The organism is Leminorella grimontii, assembly GCF_039789245.1.
Taxonomy (GTDB): domain Bacteria; phylum Pseudomonadota; class Gammaproteobacteria; order Enterobacterales; family Enterobacteriaceae; genus Leminorella; species Leminorella grimontii.
On the sequence record NZ_CP146357.1, the window covers coordinates 511,720 to 531,623 of the forward strand.

General features: G+C 54.4%; 16 protein-coding genes. 8 read left to right on the top strand and 8 right to left on the bottom strand.

Annotated elements, in window-relative coordinates; all coding sequences use genetic code 11:
• Nucleotides 1-92 precede the first annotated feature (92 nt).
• From V8L73_RS02570 to V8L73_RS02580, 3 genes are all read right to left on the bottom strand, one after another.
• The gene (locus tag V8L73_RS02570; protein ID WP_027275334.1) at nt 93-584 is read right to left on the bottom strand and encodes a YfbM family protein; all 492 of its coding nucleotides are present in this window, start codon (nt 582-584) and stop codon (nt 93-95) included.
• Nucleotides 585-661: 77 nt separating this feature from the next.
• A complete protein-coding gene (locus V8L73_RS02575; protein ID WP_027275333.1) occupies nt 662-1,645 on the bottom strand; it encodes a quinone oxidoreductase in 984 nt (327 codons plus the stop codon).
• Between the two features lie 202 nt (nt 1,646-1,847).
• Nucleotides 1,848-2,921: an alpha/beta fold hydrolase gene (locus V8L73_RS02580; protein ID WP_071783401.1), complete on the bottom strand. Its 1,074-nt coding sequence runs from the start codon at nt 2,919-2,921 to the stop codon at nt 1,848-1,850.
• A 339-nt stretch (nt 2,922-3,260) separates the two neighbouring features.
• On the opposite strand from V8L73_RS02580, the gene dnaB reads away from it, so the two are divergent.
• Both dnaB and alr read left to right on the top strand, forming a co-directional pair.
• The gene (gene dnaB / locus V8L73_RS02585; RefSeq protein WP_027275331.1) at nt 3,261-4,670 is read left to right on the top strand and encodes a replicative DNA helicase; all 1,410 of its coding nucleotides are present in this window, start codon (nt 3,261-3,263) and stop codon (nt 4,668-4,670) included.
• 168 nt (nt 4,671-4,838) lie between these two features.
• A complete protein-coding gene (gene alr / locus V8L73_RS02590) occupies nt 4,839-5,915 on the top strand; it encodes an alanine racemase (RefSeq protein ID WP_261832862.1) in 1,077 nt (358 codons plus the stop codon).
• Between the two features lie 71 nt (nt 5,916-5,986).
• Here the strand turns inward: alr and V8L73_RS02595 are convergent, their stop codons facing one another.
• Nucleotides 5,987-7,303 (bottom strand): cation:dicarboxylate symporter family transporter, encoded by a 1,317-nt coding sequence (locus V8L73_RS02595; RefSeq protein ID WP_051155780.1) that lies wholly within the window; start codon nt 7,301-7,303, stop codon nt 5,987-5,989.
• Nucleotides 7,304-8,446: 1,143 nt separating this feature from the next.
• Between V8L73_RS02595 and V8L73_RS02600 the strand changes: the two genes are divergently transcribed.
• The gene (locus V8L73_RS02600; protein ID WP_347254047.1) at nt 8,447-8,992 is read left to right on the top strand and encodes a bactofilin family protein; all 546 of its coding nucleotides are present in this window, start codon (nt 8,447-8,449) and stop codon (nt 8,990-8,992) included.
• A gap of 46 nt (nt 8,993-9,038) precedes the next feature.
• On the opposite strand, the gene uvrA is transcribed toward V8L73_RS02600, so the two are convergent.
• Nucleotides 9,039-11,870 (bottom strand): excinuclease ABC subunit UvrA, encoded by a 2,832-nt coding sequence (uvrA, locus tag V8L73_RS02605; RefSeq protein WP_347254048.1) that lies wholly within the window; start codon nt 11,868-11,870, stop codon nt 9,039-9,041.
• Nucleotides 11,871-11,995: 125 nt separating this feature from the next.
• On the opposite strand from uvrA, the gene V8L73_RS02610 reads away from it, so the two are divergent.
• The 4 genes from V8L73_RS02610 (at nt 11,996) to V8L73_RS02625 (ending at nt 14,678) form a co-directional block, all read left to right on the top strand.
• Nucleotides 11,996-12,628 (top strand): hypothetical protein, encoded by a 633-nt coding sequence (locus V8L73_RS02610; protein ID WP_347254049.1) that lies wholly within the window; start codon nt 11,996-11,998, stop codon nt 12,626-12,628.
• Between the two features lie 161 nt (nt 12,629-12,789).
• The gene (locus tag V8L73_RS02615) at nt 12,790-13,296 is read left to right on the top strand and encodes a single-stranded DNA-binding protein (protein WP_027275327.1); all 507 of its coding nucleotides are present in this window, start codon (nt 12,790-12,792) and stop codon (nt 13,294-13,296) included.
• Nucleotides 13,297-13,415: 119 nt separating this feature from the next.
• The gene (locus tag V8L73_RS02620; protein ID WP_027275326.1) at nt 13,416-14,123 is read left to right on the top strand and encodes a hypothetical protein; all 708 of its coding nucleotides are present in this window, start codon (nt 13,416-13,418) and stop codon (nt 14,121-14,123) included.
• 42 nt (nt 14,124-14,165) lie between these two features.
• Entirely contained in the window at nt 14,166-14,678 is a 513-nt protein-coding gene (locus tag V8L73_RS02625) for a dCMP deaminase family protein (RefSeq protein WP_347254050.1), read from the top strand.
• A 4-nt stretch (nt 14,679-14,682) separates the two neighbouring features.
• Here V8L73_RS02625 and V8L73_RS02630 read toward each other — a convergent pair whose 3' ends face one another.
• On the bottom strand, nt 14,683-15,603 hold the full coding sequence (locus V8L73_RS02630; RefSeq protein ID WP_347254051.1) for a DMT family transporter: 921 nt from the start codon (nt 15,601-15,603) through the stop codon (nt 14,683-14,685).
• A gap of 103 nt (nt 15,604-15,706) precedes the next feature.
• Between V8L73_RS02630 and V8L73_RS02635 the strand changes: the two genes are divergently transcribed.
• On the top strand, nt 15,707-16,501 hold the full coding sequence (locus V8L73_RS02635; protein WP_261832652.1) for an AraC family transcriptional regulator: 795 nt from the start codon (nt 15,707-15,709) through the stop codon (nt 16,499-16,501).
• 16 nt (nt 16,502-16,517) lie between these two features.
• Here the strand turns inward: V8L73_RS02635 and kdpE are convergent, their stop codons facing one another.
• Nucleotides 16,518-17,204 carry a two-component system response regulator KdpE gene (gene kdpE, locus V8L73_RS02640; protein ID WP_347254052.1) on the bottom strand — a complete coding sequence of 229 codons (687 nt, stop codon included), beginning with the start codon at nt 17,202-17,204 and terminating at the stop codon, nt 16,518-16,520.
• Between the two features lie 2 nt (nt 17,205-17,206).
• The gene (gene kdpD / locus V8L73_RS02645; RefSeq protein WP_347254053.1) at nt 17,207-19,900 is read right to left on the bottom strand and encodes a two-component system sensor histidine kinase KdpD; all 2,694 of its coding nucleotides are present in this window, start codon (nt 19,898-19,900) and stop codon (nt 17,207-17,209) included.
• Nucleotides 19,901-19,904 lie beyond the last annotated feature (4 nt).

A 19,904-nucleotide genomic window follows, 5' to 3' on the forward strand; every position in this document is an offset into this window, starting at 1 on the left:
GTTAGAGTGCACTCTAAGTCAAGAAAGAATGTGGCTCTTTGTGTGACGGGGTTGCGGCAGGAGAGGGGAAGGCCGCCAGGGCGGCCCTGATATCAGAAGATGGTGACCAGTACGTGGCTGCCGTCTTTCAGACACTGCTGATAAAAGTGAATAAGCTGCTCGAGCGCCTGCTCCAGCTCCTCAAACAGCGAATCTTTATTTTCCGACTGCCAGATGTCCGGATAAATATTTTCTTCATCAAGGGTACGGGGAGAGAATTCGGCCTTAAGCGCCTTTCTGTCGACACCGCTCAGGGCGTTAATAATCTCTTTCAGCTCACCGTTGCCCGTCGCGGCGATGAACGTTTCGTCGTCGATAACGTGAACGCCGACGATGGCATCGCTCAGCGGGTCGCCTTCTAACGGTTCGCTGGCGGATACGCCGGTCAGGATAAAGTGCAGGCCGTCCCACATCTTATCGAGATCCAGCGTCGGATTTTTCTCTTCCAGCATGTCGATTTCGTCAGTTAACGGTTCGTCGCCTAGGTCAATGAGTCGATTAAGCTCGTCTTCACTCACGGCAATATAGCGGGCAAGCATTCCCATAGATTGTGTCTCTCTTTTGGTTTTATAACCGCATGATAAAGCAATGCCGGCGTTTTGACACCGGCACATAAGCAACATTAGGGGATCAGCAGCGAAGAGCCCACGGTTTTTCTACTTTCCAGCGCTTGGTGCGCGCGAACGGCCTCATGAAGTGGAAAACGCTGCTCGGCAGGAACGTCGACGCTAATCGCGCCGCTGGCGATGAGGGAAAATAGCTCATTGGCCGCTCTCTGCAACTGAGCGTGAGTTTTCAAATAGTGGCCCAGTGAGGGGCGAGTTACGTACAGACCGCCCTTTTGATTCAGGATGCCGATGTCTATGCCGGTTACCGGGCCGGACGAGTTGCCGAAGCTGACCATCAGCCCCAACGGGCGTAGGCTGTCGAGTGACGCCGTCCAGGTGGCTTTGCCCACGGAGTCATAGACCACGTTGACCTTTTCTCCGTTCGTCAACGCGGCCACGCGTTCGGCGATGTTTTCTTCCTGATAGTTAATCGTGGCCCAGGCGCCGTCCTTTTTGGCTTGTTCGGCCTTCTGCGCGCTGCCCACGGTGCCGATAAGCTTCACGCCCAGCGCTTTCGCCCACTGACAGGCGATGCGGCCAACGCCGCCTGCGGCGGCATGGAACAAAATGACTTCGCCGGGCTTGACGTGGTAGGTCATATACAGCAGGTAGTAAACGGTGAGCCCTTTAAGGAACGAGGCGGCGGCCTGTTCATAGGAGATGGACTTGGGCAGCGTAACGACCTTGTCCGCCGGCGCGTTGTGAATCGTGCTGTAAGCGCCCAGCGCCGCCTGAGCGTACACGACGCGATCGCCCGGCTTAAGGTGTTCCACTCCGCGTCCGATTTTGACCACGACGCCTGCCGCTTCGGTGCCGAGGCCGCTGGGCAGGCGAGGTACGGGATAGAGGCCGCTGCGAATGTAGGTATCAATATAGTTGATGCCGATTGCGCGGTTTTCTATTTGTACTTCGCCGTCAGCCGGGTCTGCAGGTGTAAATTCAACGACGTTCAACGCTTGTGGGCCGCCGTGTTGGCTGAATTCAATACGCGTTGCCATGTGAACTCCTTATGGTTGTCTGTTCGCTATAAGAGCTGGCGGGGATGTGTTTTCAGCATCGACGGGAGGTGGCGCTCGTGATGGCTGCGTTTTACCTTCACAGCGTTTGTAAACGCTGGCTTATTTAGTATATGCGCTGACGGTGTCGCTATGGCGACGCGGGTTTGCCCGCGCCGCGTTTTTCACCTTTTACTCAAGGCGATTACGGTTTTAACAGCTTCTGCTGCTTAAGCCAGTCAAACGTCATCTGTGCCAGCTCGTCAGAGTTATTGTCCATCATCAGCAGATGGGTGTTTCCCTTAACGCCTCTGGCCGGCAGATCGATATACTCAACGGAACCGCCCGCGTTTTTTACCGCCGTTAAATACTTCTCTACGTTGGCCCGATAAGTGCTCCACAGCGGGCTTTCGGCAATATAATCTCCCCAGAATACCAAGAATTTGACGTCCTTGACCTGCGCTACGTCGACTTTTTCCGGATCGGGTGCGCCGGAAGGCTCTAAAAGCACCAGCGCCTTGAAGCGGCTCGGTTCATTTTGCGCCGTTGTCAGCGCGAAGGCGGCTCCCTGACTGTGGACGACCAAAATGCTGGGGCCGACTTTATCAATCAGCTGCCGGTAGGCGGCCAGCGTCATAGTGTTGCTGGTTGTCCAGCGTGCGACGCTCTGTTTCCAGAATTGGTCCCAGTAGGCAACGGGAAAACGCTCGCCCTGATAGGCGACTCGCTGGGCCGGTTCGCTGTGATAACCGTCGGCGGGGCCGATGCGAAACATATTCCAACCGGCGTTTTGTGTACGGTGCTCCGGTTCGCTCTTGACGATTTCCGGATATCTGGCCCAGGATGAACGCCCGCGCTCGACGGCGTCGGATACATAGGTATCAAATCCTGCGCGCAGAAAGAATGCGTGCCAGCCGGGCTGACCGTCCGGTTTAGTTTCCCAGGTTACGCCTGTCATACCGCCGCCGTGCCAAAACATCATCGGGTAGTTGGAAACGGGGTTGGCCTGAAGCATGTACTGTACATACATTTGCCCAACCTGATAGTCGCCGTTGGGATCGGATTTTCTCACAGGGCCGCCGGCGACGGCCTGCACCTCTTTTACCGGCAGGCCGGACAGCGTCACCCGTTCGCCGCCGATGTGGAAACTGCCGACGTCTTTAAGTCGGATCTCTTTAGGCTGCGCGTGGCAGGTATTCGCGAAAGTAAAAAGCAGAGGAATGGAAAACAAACTTTTAATTACTCCACCGGGCGTTAACTTTATGATGGATAGAGGCATAAGGCCTTCCTTGTTGTTAATTATCGGTCGTTCAATGGTGGTGCCATGGTGCGCATACAACCGCGCATCGGGTAGGATAAAGTTTGTTTGTGCGAGATAAAATAAGACGACTATTCAATAAGATATTTTTGTGAACCAGTCTGCATTATTTTTTATTAAATAATAACTCAACAATCTTTTGGGTCGGATATACCAAGACGATGCCGCATCGGCGGCGTTTGTGGAGCAAAACGCCGTCAGTAGGGATGAGCAGAACCCTACGCAACGGTGTCGATTAGGGCTAAGAGAGGGTATACTCTGCGTTTTCACTGATAATGAATTTTATGCGGCGTTTTCACTATGGCAGGAAATAAACCCTTCAACAAACCGGCTGAATCTCGCGATCGTCAGATTGAAGGCGTGAAAATGCCTCCCCATTCTCTGGAGGCCGAACAGTCCGTCCTCGGCGGCCTGATGCTGGATAACGAACGCTGGGACAACGTGGCCGAGCGCGTCACGTCGGGCGACTTTTACAGCCGCCCGCACCGCGTTATTTTTACCGAAATGCAGAGGCTGCTAGAGCAGGGAAATCCGATTGACCTGATTACCCTGTCCGAATCTTTGGAGCAGAAGGGCGAGCTGGATCAGGTGGGCGGCTTCGCCTATTTGGCGGAACTGTCGAAGAATACGCCCAGCGCGGCGAACATCGGCGCCTATGCCGACATCGTTCGCGAACGCGCGGTCGTGCGGGATATGATCTCGGTTGCTAATGAAATCGCCGACGCCGGCTACGATCCCCAAGGGAGAAGCAGCGAAGAGCTGCTGGACTTAGCCGAATCTCGCGTTTTTCAAATTGCCGAGAGTCGTACAAATAAGGACGAAGGTCCTAAAAGCATCGATCAGATTCTGGAAGAGACCGTCAGCCGTATCGAACAGCTCTATCAGCGCCCTCATGACGGCGTGACCGGCGTTTCCACCGGCTTCCACGATCTGGACAAGAAGACCGCCGGCCTGCAAAAGTCTGACCTGATCATCGTTGCGGCGCGTCCCTCAATGGGGAAAACCACCTTTGCCATGAACCTGTGCGAAAACGCGGCGATGATGCAGGAAAAGCCGGTGCTGATTTTCAGCCTGGAGATGCCCTGCGAACAAATCATGATGCGTATGCTAGCGTCGCTGTCCCGCGTCGATCAGACTCGGATCCGAACCGGTCAGTTGGACGATGAGGACTGGGCGCGCATTTCCAGCACGATGGGCATTCTGCTTGAAAAGCGGAACATGTATATCGACGATTCGTCCGGCTTGACGCCGACGGAAGTCCGCTCGCGCGCTCGCCGCATTTTTCGCGAACACGGCGGGCTGAGCATGATTATGATCGACTACCTGCAGCTGATGCGCGTGCCTTCTTTGTCGGATAACCGCACGTTGGAAATAGCCGAAATATCCCGTTCTCTCAAAGCGCTGGCCAAAGAGCTTCAGGTGCCGGTCGTTGCGCTGTCCCAGCTTAACCGTAGCCTTGAGCAGCGGGCCGACAAGCGCCCGGTCAACTCGGACCTGCGTGAATCAGGCTCTATCGAGCAGGACGCCGACGTCATCATGTTTATCTATCGTGACGAAGTTTATAACGAAAACAGTGAAGAGAAGGGCATTGCGCAGATTATTCTCGGCAAGCAGCGTAACGGTCCTATCGGCTCCGTTCGCTTGACCTTCCAAGGGCAGTGGTCCCGGTTTGATAACTACGCGGGGCCGATGCAGTTCGATGACGAGTAGTGAATTTTTAAAAATAGCGTTCCCGACGGCCGCCTTTTTCTACCGCTTCACGGCGGTTTCATTCCCGTTTCATATCGGCTTCACATAGGCGGCTAAATAATTAAGCGGTTAGCCTATGACAGCGCTCGGGGCGCTATTCTTATCGTATTGATTAACTAAGGATCCAACATGATTTCGGCAACGGCGGTCGTTGACCGCAACGCGCTCAGGCATAACCTGCGGCGCATTCACGAAATGGCGCCGGGGTGTCGCGCCATTTCCGTCGTTAAGGCAAACGCATACGGCCACGGCCTGTTGGAAGTTGCCCATACGTTACCCGAATCAGACTGTTTTGGCGTAGCGCGCATTGAAGAAGCGCTGGCGCTGCGTTCGGGCGGAGTTATCAAGCCCATCCTGCTGATGGAAGGCTTTTTCAGCGCGGAAGACCTGCCGATGCTGGCGGTCAACAATATCGAGACGGTTGTGCACAGCGTCGAGCAGCTAGCGGCCTTGGAGGAAGCGAACCTTGATTGCCCAGTCCGCGTTTGGATGAAAATTGATACCGGCATGCATCGCCTTGGCGTTCGTCCGGAGCAGGCCGAGGCCTTCTACCTGCGTCTGAGCGCCTGTAAGAACGTGGTTCAACCGGTTAATCTGATGACCCACTTTAGCCGTGCCGACGAGCCTGAAGTTGACGCGACCCGTCAGCAGATTGCGCGCTTTGACGCGTTTGCAGGCGGCAAGCCGGGGCTGAAGTCTTTGTCTGCGTCAGGCGGCATTCTGCTATGGCCTGAGGCCCACCGCGACTGGATCCGTCCGGGAATTATCCTTTATGGCGTATCGCCGCTGGCTGACAGTATTGGAGAAAAGTTCGGACTTAAGGCCGCCATGACGCTGAAGGCCAGCCTTATCGCCGTGCGTGAACACCGGGCCGGCGAGCCGGTTGGCTACGGCGGCGCGTGGGTGAGCGAGCGGGATACGCGAATCGGCGTGGTCGCTATCGGCTACGGCGACGGCTACCCGCGCAATGCGCCAAACGGCACGCCGGTGCTGATTAACGGCCGCAGAGTGCCGCTGGTTGGCCGCGTTTCAATGGATATGATTACCGTTGATTTAGGACCCGAAGCAACCGACAAAGTCGGCGATGAGGCCGTTATCTGGGGCGAGGGGCTGCCGGTAGAGACTATCGCTGAATATACCAACATCATTCCCTACGAGCTGATTACCAAGCTAACCGCCCGCGTAGCGACTCGATACATAGGGTAGTTGATATAAAAAAGCAGTTGGGCGCCATAGGCGCCCAACTGTTTTTCTTTTGTCTGTCTAGACCGTTCGTTTTACTCGTCGTCATCCAGCTGTTGACGCCGGCTTGGATGATACTCGCGGTTGATTTTCGCAACGGCGATGGTTGCCACGGTATTACCAATAATGTTGGTTACGGCCAGCGCCATTGACATAAAGCGGTACACGCCGAACATCACGGCAACGCCTTCCAGCGGCAAAAGGCCGGTGGTGGTGATCGTGGCCGCAAACACGACGAACGCACCGCCGGACACGGTGGCCGCGCCCTTGGACGTCAGCAGCATAATAAGCAGAATGCCGAACAGCTGATCGAGGCTAAGAGGGATACCGTAAGCGTTCGCCAGGAAGATGACCCCCATCGACATATAGATCGACGTGCCGTCAAGGTTGAAGGCGTAGCCGGTGGGCAATACCAGCCCTACTGTCTGGCGGGATACGCCGTATTTAGGCAGCTTTTCCAGCAGCCTGGGCAACACGCTTTCTGACGACGCCGTACCGAAGGTGATGTAAAGCTCTTCTTTGATGAACTTGATGATGTCAAACAGGTTCAGTTTGAAAACCAGGCAAACTGCGCCCAGCACAACGACGACAAACAGAATCAGCGTAATGTAGAATGCCGCGACCAGCCAAGTCAGCTTGATGAGCATATCTACGCCGTTACTGCCTACCGCATAGGCGATTGCGCCGAAGGTGCCAATCGGCGCCAGCAGCATGATAACGTGGATAAATTTGAAAAACGCATGGGCGATAAAGTTAAGGCCCTTTTCTACGACGACGCGCTCTTTCTCTTTCAATAACAGGATGCCGAAGCCGAACATCAGCGCTAGCACCAGCACCTGCAGCAGGTTATTTGATGAGAAGGCTCCCATGAAGCTGTCGGGGAAAATTTCAAGGAAGAACTGGGCAAACGATTTGGGCGACGCGTGAGAAGCCTGAATTAGGCTGCTTGCTTGAGCGCTAACGCTTCCTTCCGCCAGAACCGTGCCGCTGCCAACGCTGAACAGCTCGCCCATGCCGAAGCCAAACAGGATGGCGATAGTTGAGACTATCTCAAAGTAGATGATGGCGCTCAGGCCGACTTTACCGACCTGTTTGATGTCGCCTGCGGCGCCGATGCCGAGCGCGACGGTTAAGAAAATGAGCGGCGCGACGGCGCTTTTAATCAACCGTAAGAAGATGTCTCCTAGCAGTTTCAGACTGGTGGCAAACTCCGGCCAAAGAAAACCGACTAAAATGCCTAAAATCATGCTGACGGCGATCTGAAAGCCGAGCCCTTTCCAAAAGGCCTTCTTAGGCGGAGAAGAAGCGTATGACGACGCTTCCTGTTCCAATGTATGAGTGTGGTTTGTCATAGCGTTTGCCTTAGCCGTTACTTACGTAAATTTATTGAGTTAATGAATGCAAAACGAAAGGAATGACGCATCGGTTAAGGAATAACTGCGCAGAGTTGGATAACCTGGATACCGGCTTTTCTGTTTTGCGATACTAAAACGGAATCGTCTTTTGAAGTGATAAAAACGTGTGAATTTTCCGTGTGCTATTACTGTTATAAAACCTCAGGCTCATTTTACAAAGAAACGGGCTTATTTTTTATGAGGTACCTAACAGAATAAAAAGTCAAAACGAGAAAAGCATCTTTCATCATGCATTCCTGCTTTATTTTTGTTACTGGTGCGTTTTAAATCCGCGGTCTATCCTATCCCATTATTCTTTAGTCTGACAAGTCTTGGTAACGTAATGTTATTATTTATATTATTATCAATTAATTATGGTGAAGGATTAAAACCTCTCAGTTTATAAAAGGTTAAAGATGATTTGATTGTTATCCGTACAGTATGGGAAGGAAATACTGCTAATACATTAGCGCTGCTAATTAAAAACATAAAGAAAAATAAATTTATATTGAGTGTTTTGTGCTTATATTACGTTTTCCCCATGATGAAGATTGCTTGTGTAGACGAGCGCAATGGCAAATTTCTGTGTGTCAGGTAATCAATATAGTAGCCATTAATTGTAGCTTTTTATGCTGTATTAATACTCGTTGATTTTTATCCGCCTATTAATTTCATTGTATATCTAAAGAAAATTATAATTCTAACTTTTACTCTATAAATATATATCAGTAATATCGACAGACAATAAAAATATTAGCTTAATATAAGGTTTTTCTTATTCTTTGTCAGAGAAAAATCGCGTATTCTCCTCTGGGCGCACAAAATTTTTTTGTGAAAAATTTCTGGTAATTCATGGCGTTTCGCCATAGTCCCGCATTTCCCTGTCGTCGAGCTGAAGCCCTTGTTGGAGCGCTTTTGATGAGTGTTGAAGATAGAAAAAACTCACCGCATAGTGGACCTCTTTTCTTCGCCGTATTCATTCTATGGATTGGATCCCTGATTTTATATATACGGGGCTATTTACTATCGAGCGTTATTTCATCATCGTTTTCGCTTTTGTTCTTTATTTATCTGACTAACTTAAGAGTGACGTTTCTATCTATGTTTAGGAAAAAGAATCCACCATTATCAACCGTCGCCGCATCATCTTTGTCGACGGTGGCGGACAGCGGCGCTAAAGCGGCGGACGTTGTCGATCCGCGTCAGCGCAGTACGGTCATTGCCCGCAACGCATCGTTCAACGGCGATATTGAGGACAGCGGCGACATCCAGATTTACGGCAGCGTTATCGGCAATGTGAATCTGACTAACGGCGCTATCCGCATCATGAGCACCGGAAGCGTGAAGGGTGAACTGAGGGCGCCTGAAATCGTTATTGACGGCAACGTGCACGGCAGCTGCCTTGCCGAGAGCATTGAAATCCTTGAGCACGGTATGCTAAGGGGCATTGCCTGCTGCCGCAATCTGGCTATTCGCCGCGGAGGCACCTTCATTGGTCAGTCGGAAGAGTGGCAAGAGCCGGAGGTGGTGTTAAGCGTTGGTGAAACGCTGAGCGATGAGAGCGACGAGTCGGCGTATTCCGTTGAGCGCCCCGACGGCTTTGAAGAACAGGGTGTATTTGACCTTGAAGCTGAAAAGACGGCCTGAGAAATCAGTGAAAAAAAGGGGAGCCCGTTCGGCTCCCCTCTTTGTATTATCCCTTCGCCAGAATAGGCTTGAGGAAGCGCCCAGTGTGGGACTCTGCGCACTCGGCGACGGTTTCCGGCGTACCAGCCACTAAAATCTGGCCGCCGCCGCTGCCGCCTTCCGGGCCGAGGTCGACTATCCAGTCTGCAGTTTTTATTACGTCGAGGTTGTGCTCGATAACCACAATGGTGTTCCCCTGATCTCTCAACTGGTGTAACACGCTCAGCAGCTGCTCAATATCGGCAAAGTGCAGGCCGGTGGTCGGCTCATCCAGAATGTACAGCGTCTGGCCGGTGCCCCGCTTGGAAAGCTCTTTGGCCAGCTTGACCCGCTGTGCCTCGCCGCCGGATAGGGTAGTCGCCGCCTGACCCAGTCGAATATAGGACAGGCCGACGTCCATCAGCGTTTGCAGCTTGCGCGACAGTGCCGGAACCGCGTCGAAAAACTCGCGAGCGTCTTCTACCGTCATCTCCAGCACTTCGGTAATGTTTTTGCCCTTGTACTTCACTTCCAGCGTTTCGCGGTTATAGCGTTTGCCCTTACATTGATCGCACGGCACGTAGATGTCCGGCAGGAAGTGCATTTCCACCTTCAGCACGCCGTCGCCCTGACAGGCTTCGCAGCGGCCGCCGCGGACGTTAAAGCTAAACCGCCCCGGATTGTAGCCGCGAGCGCGCGACTCGGGCACGCCGGCGAACAGTTCGCGAATGGGCGTAAACAGGCCGGTATAGGTGGCCGGGTTAGAACGCGGCGTACGGCCGATTGGGCTTTGGTCGATGTCGATAACCTTGTCGAAGTGTTCCAGTCCGGTAATCGCCTTATGGGGAGCGACCTCTTCTCCCGCTGCGCCGTTAAGCTGGCGTTGTGCCACAGGATAGAGGGTATCGTTGATAAGCGTCGACTTGCCCGAGCCGGAAACGCCGGTAATGCAGGTAAACAGGCCGACCGGCACCGTCAGCGTAACGTTCTTCAGATTGTTGCCCGTCGCGCCGACGACCTTGAGCACCTTGTTTGGATCGGCCGGAATGCGCGCTGTCGGGATTTCGATTTTGCGCTTGCCGGAAAGGTATTGGCCGGTCAGCGATTCAGGGACCTTGATGATGTCCTCGACGGTGCCTTCCGCCACCACGCTGCCGCCGTGTACGCCGGCTCCGGGGCCGATGTCGATAATGTAGTCGGCTTCGCGGATGGCGTCCTCATCGTGCTCCACCACGATAACCGTGTTGCCCAAATTGCGCAGGTGGATGAGCGTATCCAGCAGTCGCTCGTTGTCACGCTGGTGCAGGCCGATGGAGGGTTCGTCCAGCACGTACATCACACCGACCAGCCCCGCGCCGATTTGGCTGGCAAGGCGGATACGCTGCGCTTCGCCGCCGGACAGCGTTTCCGCCGAGCGGGACAGTGACAGGTAGTTAAGCCCTACGTTGACCAGAAACGTCAGGCGATCGCCGATCTCTTTGAGAATTTTTTCCGCGATTCTCGCCCGCTGGCCGGAAAGCGACAGCGCGCCAAAGAACTTCAGCGCGTCGCCGATGCTGAGCTCGGAGATTTCCGGCAGCGTGGTGTTTTCGACGAACACGTGGCGAGCCTCTTCCTTCAGGCGAGTGCCGCCGCAGGAGGTGCATGAGCGGTTGCTGATGAACTTCGCCAGCTCTTCGCGCACGGCGGTGGATTCAGTCTCTTTATAGCGCCGCTCCATGTTGTTCAATACGCCCTCGAAGGGGTGTTTACGAACGGTGGTATCGCCGCGATCGTTGACGTATTTGAACTCGATGTTTTCTTTGCCGGAACCGTTGAGAATGACTTTCTGCACGCTTTCCGACAGGCTGTTAAACGGTGCTTCCACGTCGAACTTATAGTGGTCGGCCAGAGAGCGGATCATCTGGAAGTAATAGAAGCTGCGGCGATCCCAGCCGCGGATCGCGCCGCCGGCCAGAGAAAGCTCCGGGTTTTGCACTACGCGATCGGGATCGAAATACTGCTGTACGCCAAGCCCGTCGCAGGTAGGGCAGGCGCCTGCCGGGTTGTTGAAAGAAAACAGGCGGGGTTCAAGCTCGCGCATGCTGTAGCCACAGATAGGGCAGGCGAAGTTGGCGGAGAACACCATCTCTTCGGCCTTGTCGTCGTCCATATCCGCGACGATGGCGCTGCCGCCGGAGAGGGCCAGCGCGGTTTCAAAGGATTCCGCCAGACGCTGCGCCATGTCTTCGCGCACCTTAAAGCGGTCGATCACCACCTCAATGGAGTGCTTTTTCTGTAGCTCAAGCTTCGGCGGGTCGGACAGATCGCACACCTCGCCGTCGATGCGGGCGCGAATGTAGCCCTGAGCCGCCAGGTTTTCCAGCGTCTTAATGTGCTCGCCTTTACGCTCTTTAACGACCGGCGCCAGCAGCATCAGGCGCTTGCCTTCCGGCTGCGTCAGCACGTTGTCGACCATCTGGCTGATGGTTTGCGCGGCCAGCGGCGCATTGTGCGTTGGACAGCGGGGCTCGCCGACCCGGGCGAACAGCAGGCGCAGGTAGTCGTGAATTTCAGTGATCGTGCCCACGGTAGAACGCGGGTTGTGAGAGGTGGATTTCTGCTCGATAGAAATGGCGGGGGAGAGTCCCTCAATGTGGTCGACGTCCGGCTTTTCCATCAGGGAGAGGAACTGGCGCGCATAGGCCGACAGGGATTCAACGTACCGACGCTGCCCTTCGGCATAGAGCGTATCGAACGCCAAAGAGGATTTACCGGAACCCGACAGCCCCGTGACGACAATCAGCTTGTTGCGCGGCATGGTCAGGTTGATGTTTTTCAGGTTGTGGGTGCGGGCGCCCCGGACTTCTATCTTATCCATTTCTACAGTTACCTCTGACAGGGATCCGACTATTATTGCACACATTGAGCTGAATGGATATACAGTGTTATTATGTCGGCAGGTGAAGCTGATTTCGGCAAAACGGCTAAGTTAATGGTAATGGAATGATGGCTAAGAAAATGAGCATGAAAGGATTTATTGGTTCTATGTGCCTGTTGTTGGTTTTAACCTCTGCTGGCTGCGTGAAAAAGCACGAGCCGATAAGCCTGAACTATATTTCCTTGCAGCGAGTTGCACATCCAACGCAAGATGGTCCAACGGGGTTATTTCACGTTTATGAACTAAAGTTTTCAGCCAGCGCGGATCTGAAAGGCATTTTTGATCATCCTCACGACTGGTTGCCTAATGTGTTCTGTGTTGTCTACAGTCCGGCGCGCCAATATAACGTTGTTGATATACCTGAAGGGAAGGTGGGGCTTTACGCTGAGGGGACTTTGTTCAACTCTAGTCTTGAAGCTGGAGGTCACCGCGATTTTAGCGTTGAGAATGGCGTTTATAGTACGGAGCTTTTTTTTCTAAGTGGGGACTTTTCGTCGGCAGTCAATATTGATTCTGCATTCAGTGAATTGAAGGGTGCAGAACAAGAAGGAGGGGAAATGCGCTGCCAGGTTGTAATTAGGGGACTTAATCGCGTTGAACCCGGAGAGAATAGCTTTATTAGCGTTTTGAGGTGGCTGCGGACCAAGCCTTTTTATTCCGAAACGATGACGTTTCCGATTCGTGAATTAATGAAATAAGCACTGGAACGTCATCGCATCATTGAAGTGATTAACCCGCTTCCACTCACATAATTTTGCGGGTTGCGCGGCATTTTTTTACCCTTGTACGCTCCGGCGGTTGCCATGCTACAATCGACGGATCAGAATAGTGAACCAATTTACTCATCAGGAGAATCGACATGGCCAGCAGAGGCATTAACAAAGTAATTCTAATCGGTAATCTGGGGCAGGACCCGGAGATCCGTTATATGCCTAACGGCGGGGCCGTGGCCAACATTACCGTTGCGACTTCTGAATCCTGGCGCGATAAGCAAACCGGCGAGCAAAAAGAGCGCACCGAATGGCACCGCGTGGTGATTTTCGGCAAGCTGGCGGAAATCGCCGGCGAATACCTGCGCAAAGGCTCTCAGGTTTATCTGGAAGGCCAACTGCAAACCCGCAAATGGCAGGATCAGAGCGGTCAGGATCGCTACACCACCGAAGTGGTTGTTAACATCGGCGGCGTCATGCAAATGCTGGGCGGCCGTCAGAGCGGAGGTGATTCACAGCCTTCTCAGGGCGGTTGGGGACAGCCTCAACAACCTCAGCAGTCTTCCCGTCCGGCGCCGCAACAGCAGCAGAGCCAGAGCGCGCCGATGCAGCAAAACGAGCCGCCGATGGACTTTGACGACGATATTCCGTTCTAAGATTTTTGTTAGGCAAGCCGACTTTCTAAAAGCCTCGTACTTACGGGGCTTTTTCATTATTAGAAAACCCTTTATGATGAAGCCGACTCGTTTCCCATTACTAACGGCTGCGGCGCAAAATGGCTCTTTTCTCCTTCGGCGACAGGTTCAGGAAGATACCCCCACTGCTGGCGGCGGTTCCCCTGTTTTTGTTGCTGCTGGCGTTGCCGTTTTTTCGGATGTCGGCGACGGTGACTATTGTCGCGGCGTTAATTGGGCTTGTGGCGATTCTGTTTTTATTTCGTCGGCGGGGAAGAAACATCGCCGCGCTGACGTTCATCATTTTTTCTGGCGCTTGGATATGGCAAGCGCACTTTACCTGGCAGGGGTATTTCTGGGTCAACGGCAGCGAGCTGGAGCAACTGGCCCATAAAATTTCCGACTACGGTAAAATTCGCTCTCTGAGCATGGGGAAAGACGGCAGCTATCGCGGCGGTGACGGCGTCGTTCACTATGATGCCTATCGCACCCTTAACGGCGTGCGCGTCACGCACTATCCCCATAACGTCGATGCCGAAGGCCACGGCACGGGTATCTTTATCGATGACTACTGCAGGGAAAACGATATTTCGCCCGATTTCTATTATGAACTTCGCCAAAAGCTCGAAATCCTGAAGATTAACGGCTTTAGCGTGATGGACAATGGAGATATCTACTTTAACCTGTGGATGCAGACCGGCGTGTCGCGAACGATCAACCTGATCCGCATTGACGACGGCACGCATCCGCTTGACGGCGAAACGCTGGAAAAGCTGGGCGAGCGCTGGTACATCGCGACGATTACTTAACTGACAACCATCCGCGTCTTTTTGAGCACCGGGAGAGCACCAATGGATCGACATGAATACTATATGAACATCGCCATGGCCGTGCGTAAAAAGGCCAACTGCCTGGGGCGTAAGGTCGGCGGCGTGATGGTTAAAGACAATCGCATTATTTCCACCGGCTATAACGGCACGCCGGAAGGGATCACCAACTGTACCGACGGCGGCTGCGTTCGCTGCCGGGATCGGGCGGCCTACAAGGCCAGCGTGGGCTACGACGTATGCATCTGCGTTCACGCGGAGCAGAATGCGATTATCTCCGCCGCGCGCTTTGGCAACCCTATCGAGGGTTCCGTTGTTTACTCGACGCTTCGCCCGTGCTTCGACTGCACCAAGGCTATGCTGCAGGCCAAGGTTCAGGCGATCTATTATCTTCACGACTGGAAGCACCCTATCGGCGAGCTTCAGGAGCAGTATGAAGTCATACAGGCGCAGTTCCCCGGCGGCGTACATCAGGTCGTGATGGACGACCCCGAGGCTGACTGGGCGAACGGCGTTACGTTAGGATCCAAGGCCTAGAGCCTTAGCGCTTCTTCCCACTCCTAATCTCTTCAATTTCCGACGGGGGGCGACGTCCTCCCAGCGGTTTATTCATTTTCTGCGCCAGAACGACGCCGATTAAAGAAAGACCGCCGCCGAGAATGTGGTAGCCGTGGATTTCTTCCTGTAAAAAGACGATGGCGATCGCGGCGGTCAGCACCGGCGTGATGTTCATAAACAGCGCAGCCCTGCTGGCGCCAAGCTTCATGACGCCCTGAACCCAGAAAAAGGGGGCTATGACCGAGGCGGGAATGCCGGCATACAGCACCAGCGGAATATTTCTCGCGTTCAGCGTCACGTCGTCGGCTAAAAGAAAGCTCGGCAGCAGCAAAATGGTGCCGAACAGCGCCTGCATATAGATAGACTGCCAGTTCGGCAGCGCCATTGACCAACGCTTGGTCAGCACGCCGTAAAGCGCATAGGCGATGGCCGCCGTCAGCATCATTAATTCTCCTTTTCCGATGCCAATCTCCATAAGCTTTGCGAGGTCGCCTCCGCTGATAAGCCAAAGGATGCCGCCGAAGGAGAGCAGGCCGCCGATGAGCGTTCCCTGCGTTGGCGGCGTTTTCAACGCAACGATGCTGATGAGCACCGTCAGCAGGGGAATTAGCGAGATAAAGATGCCAATGGTTAATGCGCTGATGGTATAGGCCGCATAGTAAGCTAGGCTTTGGTAAAGCGCCATGCCGAGAAAGCCGAGAACGAGCAGCTTCCACCAGTAAGTCCGCACGTTTTTCCGATTGCGAACAATGCCGGGGAGGATAAACGGCGTAAGCAGCAGGACCGCCAGCAGCCAGCGATAAAAGGAGATGGCAGCCGGATCGATGGCGCCAGCGGACAGCTTGTTAACAATGGTATTGACGGCCCATATAAATACGGCAATCAGAGGATAGACTATCGCCATGGCGGACTGCTTCTCTCTTAAAAATGGAATGCAAGAGTGTACATGTGTCGTATTTAAAATATATACTTAAAATCTGACAATTGATAACGATGTTCAGACAATCATGAAGCGCACACTGAAAAGAGCGCCGGGGAGCCAGCGCTCTTCGGCGTTGGAAAGCTATCCCGGCGGCATCGCTTTCTTTCGTAACGAAGAGATAAGCGCCGATACCGAATTCGTCACCCATGCCCACGACTGGGGGCAGATTATCTGCGTGAAGTCGGGCGTCATTGCGCTGGACATGGGTGGGCAGCGGATTTTGGCTCCGTCGGGGTTTGCCGTCTGGATCCCTGCGGGGATGGAGCATTCCAGCTATAACCACACGCATACGCGCTTTCGCTCTATCAATATCCACCTGCGCTTTTGCCAACGCCTTCCTCTGACGGGGCGGGTTTTAAACCTCAGCCCGCTGTGCAATCAAATTATAGACACCTGCTTTGAGCGCGAGATTGAAACAATAAAAAACCGTACCGAGTGGCGACTGTGCCGCGTTCTTATCGATGAGCTTGCCGCCGCGCCCGCGGAGTATTCCTATCTGCCGGGCAGCGAGGATAAATATCTGGCGCCGATTCTGCGGGCGCTGGAGGCGTCGCCGGGAGATAAACGCTCTTTGGCGCAGTGGGCAAAGCAGGTATACACCACCGAGCGGACGCTGGCTCGCCGCTGCAGTCAAGAGCTGGGCATGTCGTTTAGCGAATGGCGCCAGCGGCTGCGGTTTCTTTACGGCGTGTCCCTTTTGGATCAGGGAAAAACCGTACAGCAGGTGGCTTTAGAAGTAGGCTACAGCTCGGCGTCGGCGTTTATCACCATGTTTCAGAACATCAGCGGGACGACGCCGGAGCGCTATCGGCGACGGTGAAAAGGCGGCGCGAGCGCTACAGCATAAATCGATAGCCGACGCCGATCTCGGTCAGGAAATGTTTTGGTCGCGCTGGGTCCTGCTCGAGCTTTTGCCGCAGGTGGCCCATATAAATGCGCAGGTAGTGGCCGTGCTCGACGCTGTTTGGGCCCCACACTCGGCTGAGCAGCTGTCGTTGAGTAAGCACTTTACCCGCATTGGCCAAAAGCTCGGTTAAAAGGCGAAATTCGATGGGAGTAAGGTGCACCGCCTCCCGATCTTTGAAAACCTGCCGGTTGACTAAATCAACGCTCACGTTTGAAAAATGAATCGTGGTTTTTTCAGCGTTTTCTTGAGGAGAGGCGCGCAGGGCGACGCGCACCCTGGCCATGAGTTCGCTAATACCGAAAGGCTTTACCAGATAGTCGTTTGCGCCGGCGTCAAGCGCGTTGACCTTCTGCTCTTCGTCTGTCCTTGCCGATAAAACGATGATGGGAACATTGCTCCAGCCGCGGACGTCCAGAATGAAGTTTTGCCCGTCGCCGTCGGGCAGGCCGAGATCCAATACGATAAGGTTAGGTCTGCGGGTCGCTGCGTCCATCAGGCCTCGCTGCAGCGTTTCGCTTTCAAAGACGCGATAGCCCTCTTCTTCCAGCGCAGAACGAACAAAGCGCCGGATCTCTTTTTCATCTTCTACAATGAGTACGGTTTTTGTTCCCGGCATCGTTATTCATCCTCATCGAGCGTTATTTCGGGCTGTGCCTCCAAGGGGAGTGTAAAGCAGAATCGAGCTCCGCCGGTAGGCCCATTTTCAGACCATATCTCGCCGCCGTGAAGATGAATAATGGCCTGACAGATGGCGAGCCCCAGTCCTATGCCGTGAACGGGCGACTCTTTATTTCCCCGCGAAAACTTCTCGAAAACGGATTTCTCTTGCCCCTGAGGGACGCCGGGTCCGTCGTCGCTGACTTCAACGTAGAGCTCTTCGTTCCTCTCCTGTGCCTTAATCGCTATATGGGCGCGATCTCCCGCGTACTTTGCCGCATTTTCCAACAGGTTAAGGAACACGCGGGCGATGAGCGTTGGGTCGCAGTAAAGCAGGGGAAGCGAAGGCGGGATCGCGATAGCAATGCTTCGTCCAGACAGCGTTGAGCCCAGCGTATGTAGAGCGCTGCCTACGATTTCCTCCAAAGACTGCCACTCCCTTTGGGGCGAAAGCCCGCCGGACTGAATGCGCGCCATGTCGAGCAGGTTGTTTACCAACTGCGCGGTGTTTAAAACATACTGATGAACGCCTTCGGCCTGCGGGTAGCCGGGATGGTTCTCCTTTTTAAGCCTTAGAGAAAGCATCTCGGTTTGGCCCTGAAGCACCGTCAGCGGCGTGCGCAGATCGTGAGAAAGCGCGGACAGCAGCGCGTTACGCAGCTGTTCCCTTTCTATCTCCAACTTAGTCTTCTCCGCCGTTTGGGAAAGCTGGAGCCTTTCCAGGGCGTTGGAGATAAGCAGGGTATAGGTTTGTAGGAGCCGCTGCTGTTCTGGAACCATAAGATGATGCAGGCTTTGAGGCTCGACGGCCAGCACGCCGAACGTGCGGTCTCTGCTGACGAGCGGGTGAAGCTGATAGGGGACGCTCGGCAGCGTGTCCGTTCCCAGACCGGCGGGCGCTTTTTTATCAAAACACCAGCGTGAAATAGCGCCGTCGACGTTAAGCGGCCGCCGCCGGGGCGTTGATACTTCCTCCAGCTCGCCGTCGGCATTCGGCAGCAGCAGGGCGCTTTTGGCGTTGAAGCTATTGCGGATGAAATTATCGCAGCCGTGGGCTATCTCTTCGACGCTAATCGCCTGATTAAGCGCTTTGGACATTTCGTACAGGTGGCGAGCCCGCCGTTCCCGCAGGCGGGCTACCTTCGCCTGATAGCGCATGCCGGCCGTCAGGTTGCCGATAAGCAGGCCGACGATAAGCATAACGGCAAAGGTGATGAGGTACTGCACGTCGCTAACGGAAAGAGACCAGCGCGGCATAACGAAGAAGTAGTCGAAGCTCGCGACGTTGATGACCGTGGCGAACACGGAAGGCCAGCGCCCGTAGAAAAACGCGATTGCCACTACGCCGAGCAGGTAAACCATGACGATGTTGGCAAGGTCGAATAGCGGAAGCTGCCACTGGGCAAGCAGCGTGGTCAGGCTGCATATAAGGAGAGAAACGACGATGCCTTTTATCTCCAGCCCCCGCTTTTCCAGCGAGAAGCGTTCGGCGCTTTCCCTGTCGCGGTGAGTCAACGCGTCGTCTTCAACGGCGATGACGATAAGGTCAAGGTCAGATCCCAGCTTGCCAAGGCGATCGGCAAAGCTTGAGCGAAGCTTCCACCGGTGTTCATTGCGCCGCCCGATGACGATTTTTCCCAGATTGTGCTCGCGGGCATAGCGCAGCACCGCCTTCTCTTCACAGGGATCGGAAAGCGTAGAGGTTTCAGCGCCCAGCTCCTGAGCCAGTTTGAGAGAAGACAGTATGGCTCGGCGCTGGCTTTTTGGCAGGCGATGCAGCCTCGGCGTTTCAACATACACTGCGTGCCAAACGCAGCCGAGCTTCGCCGCCAGGCGCGCAGCGGACCTTACCAATTTGTCGCTGCCGCTGTGGCGACCGATGCAAAGCAGCAGAGCATCGTGAGTGTGCCAGACTCTATCGGCATCGGCTGCGCGCCGAAACGCCTGCATCTGTTCGTCAACTCGGTCGGCCGTTCGACGCAGCGCCATCTCGCGCAGGGCGATCAGATTGCCTTTGCGAAAGAAGTGTTCGATGGCGCGCTCTGCCTGAGAGGCAATATAGACCTTGCCTTCGTTCAGCCTTTGGCGCAGGTCGTCCGGCGGGATATCTACCAGAATGACGTCGGTTGCGTCGTCAAAAACGCGATCCGGTACCGTTTCCCGCACGCGAATGCCGGTAATTCCCCCTACCGCGTCGTTCAGGCTTTCCAAATGCTGAACGTTAAGCGTCGTGAAAACGTCAATGCCGGCTTCAAGAAGCTCTTCTACATCGTTCCATCTTTTGGGATGACGACTGCCGCGTGCGTTACTGTGGGCCAGCTCGTCAATCAGAATAACCGCCGGACGGCGGGCGATCGCCGCATCGAGGTCAAACTCGTTAACGCTGCCGCTGCGGTGAAGCTTTGTACGCCTTAGCGGCAGGACTTCCAACCCTTCAAGCAGCGCGGCGGTTTCGCTTCGCCCGTGCGTTTCAATAATGCCCGCAACGACGTCGAGGCCCTGAGCCTTGAGTCGATGCGCTTCCTGCAGCATGGCGTAAGTTTTACCCACGCCCGCGCAGGCGCCGAAAAAGACCTTTAGCTTGCCGCGGCGCGCCTCATTAGCCTGCGCCAGCAGTCTGTCAGGGTCGGGGCGTATCGGTTCACTTTTTGTCATAACG

Excerpts from the sequence above, each read along its gene's own strand:
- V8L73_RS02570 (WP_027275334.1), bottom strand. The coding sequence starts at position 584 with ATGGGAATGCTTGCCCGCTATATTGCCGTGAGTGAAGACGAGCTTAAT.
- V8L73_RS02575 (WP_027275333.1), bottom strand. The coding sequence starts at position 1,645 with ATGGCAACGCGTATTGAATTCAGCCAACACGGCGGCCCACAAGCGTTG.
- V8L73_RS02580 (WP_071783401.1), bottom strand. The coding sequence starts at position 2,921 with ATGCCTCTATCCATCATAAAGTTAACGCCCGGTGGAGTAATTAAAAGT.
- dnaB (WP_027275331.1), top strand. The coding sequence starts at position 3,261 with ATGGCAGGAAATAAACCCTTCAACAAACCGGCTGAATCTCGCGATCGT.
- alr (WP_261832862.1), top strand. The coding sequence starts at position 4,839 with ATGATTTCGGCAACGGCGGTCGTTGACCGCAACGCGCTCAGGCATAAC.
- V8L73_RS02595 (WP_051155780.1), bottom strand. The coding sequence starts at position 7,303 with ATGACAAACCACACTCATACATTGGAACAGGAAGCGTCGTCATACGCT.
- V8L73_RS02600 (WP_347254047.1), top strand. The coding sequence starts at position 8,447 with ATGTTTAGGAAAAAGAATCCACCATTATCAACCGTCGCCGCATCATCT.
- uvrA (WP_347254048.1), bottom strand. The coding sequence starts at position 11,870 with ATGGATAAGATAGAAGTCCGGGGCGCCCGCACCCACAACCTGAAAAAC.
- V8L73_RS02610 (WP_347254049.1), top strand. The coding sequence starts at position 11,996 with ATGATGGCTAAGAAAATGAGCATGAAAGGATTTATTGGTTCTATGTGC.
- V8L73_RS02615 (WP_027275327.1), top strand. The coding sequence starts at position 12,790 with ATGGCCAGCAGAGGCATTAACAAAGTAATTCTAATCGGTAATCTGGGG.
- V8L73_RS02620 (WP_027275326.1), top strand. The coding sequence starts at position 13,416 with ATGGCTCTTTTCTCCTTCGGCGACAGGTTCAGGAAGATACCCCCACTG.
- V8L73_RS02625 (WP_347254050.1), top strand. The coding sequence starts at position 14,166 with ATGGATCGACATGAATACTATATGAACATCGCCATGGCCGTGCGTAAA.
- V8L73_RS02630 (WP_347254051.1), bottom strand. The coding sequence starts at position 15,603 with ATGGCGATAGTCTATCCTCTGATTGCCGTATTTATATGGGCCGTCAAT.
- V8L73_RS02635 (WP_261832652.1), top strand. The coding sequence starts at position 15,707 with ATGAAGCGCACACTGAAAAGAGCGCCGGGGAGCCAGCGCTCTTCGGCG.
- kdpE (WP_347254052.1), bottom strand. The coding sequence starts at position 17,204 with ATGCCGGGAACAAAAACCGTACTCATTGTAGAAGATGAAAAAGAGATC.
- kdpD (WP_347254053.1), bottom strand. The coding sequence starts at position 19,900 with ATGACAAAAAGTGAACCGATACGCCCCGACCCTGACAGACTGCTGGCG.